The following is a 3,994-nucleotide window of genomic DNA, read 5'->3' as shown; positions in this document are numbered from 1 at the left end:
CACCCCTCAGCATTGGTCGAACGGCCGCTCGCTCGCCAGCAGCATCCGCAATTCGCGGGAAGTCATTCCGTATGCGTCGCGGAACCGACGGGCGAAGTGAGTGAGTGGGTCGGCGAATGCGCATTTGCGCGCGATGCCCGCGATCATCAGATTTCGGCTGCAGCGCTACCGAGAGTTCGCCGGCGTGATCGAGGCGTCTGCTGATGATCCACTGCATCACGCTCGGCACCGTCTGGGTATTTCGGTGGACTGGAGTGTCCGTGTCCACACGGGCTGAAATTGTGGGCAGATGGTTCACAACGTTGCTCTGGTTCTCGGTGGTGGGGCTGCCGGAAATACGTGGGAGATCGGTACCATCGCAGGCCTGGTCGAAGCTGGTCTCGATATGACAGAGGCCGCCGATTTGGTGGTCGGCACCTCGGCCGTGGCCACCGCGGCAGCGCAGGTGCTCAACGGTATACCGGCGGCCGAACTGTTGGCCTGGTGCTGTCCGAGCCGGTTCGACCGGTCGGACAGAAGCGGGAACGGCCGCCGCCACGTTGCCTCGCCCTGAATGGCCGGACCGGCCGATGATCGTGGTGGCCGCCGACGCGGATACGGGCGAGTTGGCTGCGTTCGACCGCGATTCCGGCGTCGACCTGGTGGACGCGGTCACCGCGAGCTGCGCGCTGCCCGGTCTGGTCCCACGCACAGCATCAACGGCACTCGCTACATCGACGGTGGGGTGCGCTCCCCCGACACCGCCGACCTTGCCTCGGGCTATGCGAACGTCGTGGTGCTCTCGCCGTGGGGCGGGCGGGGCCGGACACCACCGGAAGCAGGCCATGTCGAGGTGATCACACCGGACGCCGATTCCCGAGCCGCATTGGGCACGAACTTGATGGATCTTGCGACCCGGATCCCCGCCGCCCGTGCCGGTTTCGCCCAAGGTAAGCAGGAAGCGATCCGCGTGACGTTCCTCTGATGATTGCACGCCGCCGCCCTCCCACGGAACACTCCAGAACCGGCTCGTCACAGTTGGGGTGTCGTTGCGGTCTGAACTCGCCGGCCGCCAGCAGGCTTCTGGCGGTGTAGTTGGTCAGGTTACGGAACCCGAGGGTGGAGCCGCGGAGGTGTTCGATCCGTCCGTTGATGGTCTCGGTGGGCCCGTTGCTGATGCCGAGTCGGTCGAAGCAGGCCAGCAGGTCGGTGCCCTCTTCTTCAGCGTCCTGCCCAGAGTGATGACCTCGGTCAACGCGGCATGTACTCCGTCGCTGATCGAGCCGGTCAGCTGTTCCATCAGCTGTCGGCCGCGGCGCGGTCGGGTTCGTGGTAGGCGGCGATCATGCGCTGGTAGATGCCCCAGGTCGCCCAGACCTCGACGTGCGCGTCGGCGGCGAACAGGGCCCGCAGCCGGGCGGCCTGCTTGTCGGTGAGCAGATCGGCACCAGTGTGCAGCCTGCGTCGCCCCGTAGAGCGGGTCGCCCTTGCGGTTCCGGTGAGCAGCCGTGCCGGTCGGGTGCCGGCGTGTACTGCGGTGAGGTCGATGATCACGGTGACGTACTTCTCGCCACGGCGGGTGTGGCGCCACACGCGCTCGTCGATCCCGATCACGCGCATGCCGTCGAACCGGCCCGGGTCATCGATCAGCACGCGCGTGCCTTCGGCCGGCACAGCGTCGTTGACGGTGTTCCGGGGAACCCGAGCCATTCGGCCACCCGGGCGACGGTGAGATGCTGGACCACGAGAGCTTCCAGCGTCCACCGCAGAACGCGACGCGAGAACTTCGCTCGTGGCTCAGCCTCCCGGCTGGTGTCCTGGCGCCACACATGCCCGCAGCCATCACAGCGGTAGCGACGCACGCTGACCAGCACCGTCGTCGTGCGCCAGCCCAGTGGTTCGTGCGCCAAACGCCGGACCACGCTGTCGCGCACCGTACCTTCGCAGCCGCAGCGCTGACACCAGCTGTCAGCATCGTTGGTGTCGACGACTCGACAGGCCAGCACCGCGCGGTGGTCAAACTCGAGGCGTTGCCCGACGTCGTCGAGGCCGAGCTCGTCAAGGCGTGTGAACGTATCGTCAAGCACGTCGAGGTCTTCTGGATGCGGTGTGTAGGAACCCTTCATTTTCGGAGGGCCTCGACTCCTACCTCGACAACGTCGCCGACGCGCACCGCACCGCCAACCGCCTGACCTACACCCTCATCTGTGAAGAGCCGGATTGCGCCCCAGATCCTCTACAGGTGGCGGACCGAGATGTTGTGCGCGCGGCGATACGGTCCGGTAACAGCGAGGGATGGTGAGGCTCGCATCCATGCAGAGGCGGAGGTGGCCAGGAGGCTTCGCTCGGATGAATCCCGGTTGCGGGCCTGGTCGCCGGCAGCGCTCGTGACGAGTACCCGGGCGAGCTGGACCGTCGCGCCGTCGAGCTGTTCGAGAAACAACGGGGCTGCTGCGGCCGTCCGAGACAAATGGTGGAGATGCGTTCACAGCACGTGGTGCAGCGGGTTCGCCGGAACCAGGGACCCGACTGCCCTCGCGATCGTCTCCGTCGGCACGTCCAGCTGTGCATGATCCAGATTTACCGCGATGGTCGCGCCACCGTCTAGCCGTCGATGCTCCTACGGTGCTGCGTGATCGACCAACATCAGAGTCGACCCGCTCGGCAGGCCGGTGCGATCGGTCCGGTGCAAGGGCGTCGGCACTCCCATCCACGAGGTGGAGTTCCCGGCTACGCCCAGAGAGCGTCCTCGTCAGCACCTACTGCGGCGCTTGGTTTTTCGCCTCTCGATGGCGGTTTCGGCATGGTGTAGTGCCCAATCCAACGCGCAGTTGGCACGGCTTCCCGCCCCGGTTCACCGCACGTCCACTGTGATCGACCGTCGAACTCGTGATGCTCGTGACGGCAGCCGACGTGTGAAGTGCTTTCCGTTCGAATTGTTCACCGACGACGGCATGATGTGGTCGGGCTCCGCCGCGTGGAGTTGATCGTGCCAGCCGCGGCTCCCGCCACCGCGCAACGAGGAGTCGCGTCAGAGTCCCCTGAACGAATTACCCATGATCGGCGGGACCGTCCAGTGATTCGATGACGTCGACGGGATGGTCAACGGTGTCGGGGACGGTCAGGTCGGCAATGACCTGTGGATCCCAGTTGCGGGGTGTCATCCAGAGCCCGTGGACGAGGACGATGGTGTCCGGTGTCGCTGTTCAGGAGAGTGTTCCTTGTCTGCGCCCGGATCGATCTCGAACGCGGCGCCTCTGATCAGCTGCACTGGCTTCTTGCCGCTCGAAGAACGGCCCGTCGGCGAGGTCCCGGTACATCTGTGACCTGTCGACGACGGACGAAGGCGGAGGGTGTGGACACTTCGATCTGGATGCCGTCGGGTTTGTCGGTGGTTTGCAGCATGAACGGCGGCACCTCCGAGGCGAGCACGATCTGGGCGATCCGGCCTTCCGCGGCGCCCCACGTATCTACTCACCTCGCCGCCATCGGTGGCGAAGCCGACCAACGTCGCGTCGTGCAGGTCGAGATGCGGCGTAGGTATTCATGTCGTTCTCAGCTCAGGTCTGGACGATCGCCCCCCGGCGCCCCAGTCCTTGTAGAAGATGTCGGTGCCGTCGAGAGTGGTGACTGCCGGCATGGCGTAACCCTTGATGAAGAGTGAGTGGTGATCGGTGCGACTGTCTCACCGTCCGCGTTCGCGGACTTGCGAAACCGGCTCAGCGTGCACACTTCTGGTCTGACAGTGCGCGGGGGCCGGACTGGCAGTTCCAGGAGAACTCGACGGTCGTATGCCCGCGACCAGGCGATTTGGAAACTGCGATCGGGTCGCGTAACTTATTCCAAGTCAGAGCGACACGGACACCGACATTCACCACCTGGTGATGCAACGAGGTTGTACGAAGTGCCTGGCAAATCCGAAGTTCACCATCGTGTATGGTTGTGCTTCAAACCCCGGAATGTCTTCAGCGGGTACCGGTTTGCGCCGGTTAGCCCAATGAGATAAGCTGGAAAA

Annotated in this window: 4 protein-coding genes and 1 pseudogene; 1 reads left to right on the top strand and 4 read right to left on the bottom strand. The window is 64.9% G+C overall.

All coding sequences use genetic code 11. The annotated features are described in order from the left end of the window. Positions 1 to 724: 724 nt before the first annotated feature. The gene (locus tag RJ1_RS48625; RefSeq protein WP_240319530.1) at positions 725 to 964 is read left to right on the top strand and encodes a hypothetical protein; all 240 of its coding nucleotides are present in this window, start codon (positions 725 to 727) and stop codon (positions 962 to 964) included. Between the two features lie 109 nt (positions 965 to 1,073). Here RJ1_RS48625 and RJ1_RS49470 read toward each other — a convergent pair. The 4 genes and pseudogenes from RJ1_RS49470 to RJ1_RS46580 form a co-directional block, all read right to left on the bottom strand. Next, positions 1,074 to 1,196: pseudogene (locus tag RJ1_RS49470) on the bottom strand (transposase); the annotation flags it as partial. Between the two features lie 82 nt (positions 1,197 to 1,278). Further along, positions 1,279 to 1,632 (bottom strand): hypothetical protein, encoded by a 354-nt coding sequence (locus RJ1_RS49465; RefSeq protein ID WP_378382523.1) that lies wholly within the window; start codon positions 1,630 to 1,632, stop codon positions 1,279 to 1,281. Beyond that, complete coding sequence (locus tag RJ1_RS49460; protein ID WP_073371076.1) at positions 1,626 to 2,105, bottom strand: transposase family protein; 480 nt, start codon at positions 2,103 to 2,105, stop codon at positions 1,626 to 1,628. The genes RJ1_RS49465 and RJ1_RS49460 overlap by 7 nt, the downstream gene beginning before the upstream one ends. A gap of 110 nt (positions 2,106 to 2,215) precedes the next feature. Further along, the gene (locus RJ1_RS46580) at positions 2,216 to 2,422 is read right to left on the bottom strand and encodes a hypothetical protein (protein ID WP_143048760.1); all 207 of its coding nucleotides are present in this window, start codon (positions 2,420 to 2,422) and stop codon (positions 2,216 to 2,218) included. Positions 2,423 to 3,994: the final 1,572 nt, after the last annotated feature.

The organism is Rhodococcus jostii NBRC 16295 (assembly GCF_001894825.1).
Lineage (GTDB): Bacteria > Actinomycetota > Actinomycetes > Mycobacteriales > Mycobacteriaceae > Rhodococcus_F > Rhodococcus_F jostii.
This window is presented reverse-complemented; position numbering and strand designations above follow the sequence as displayed.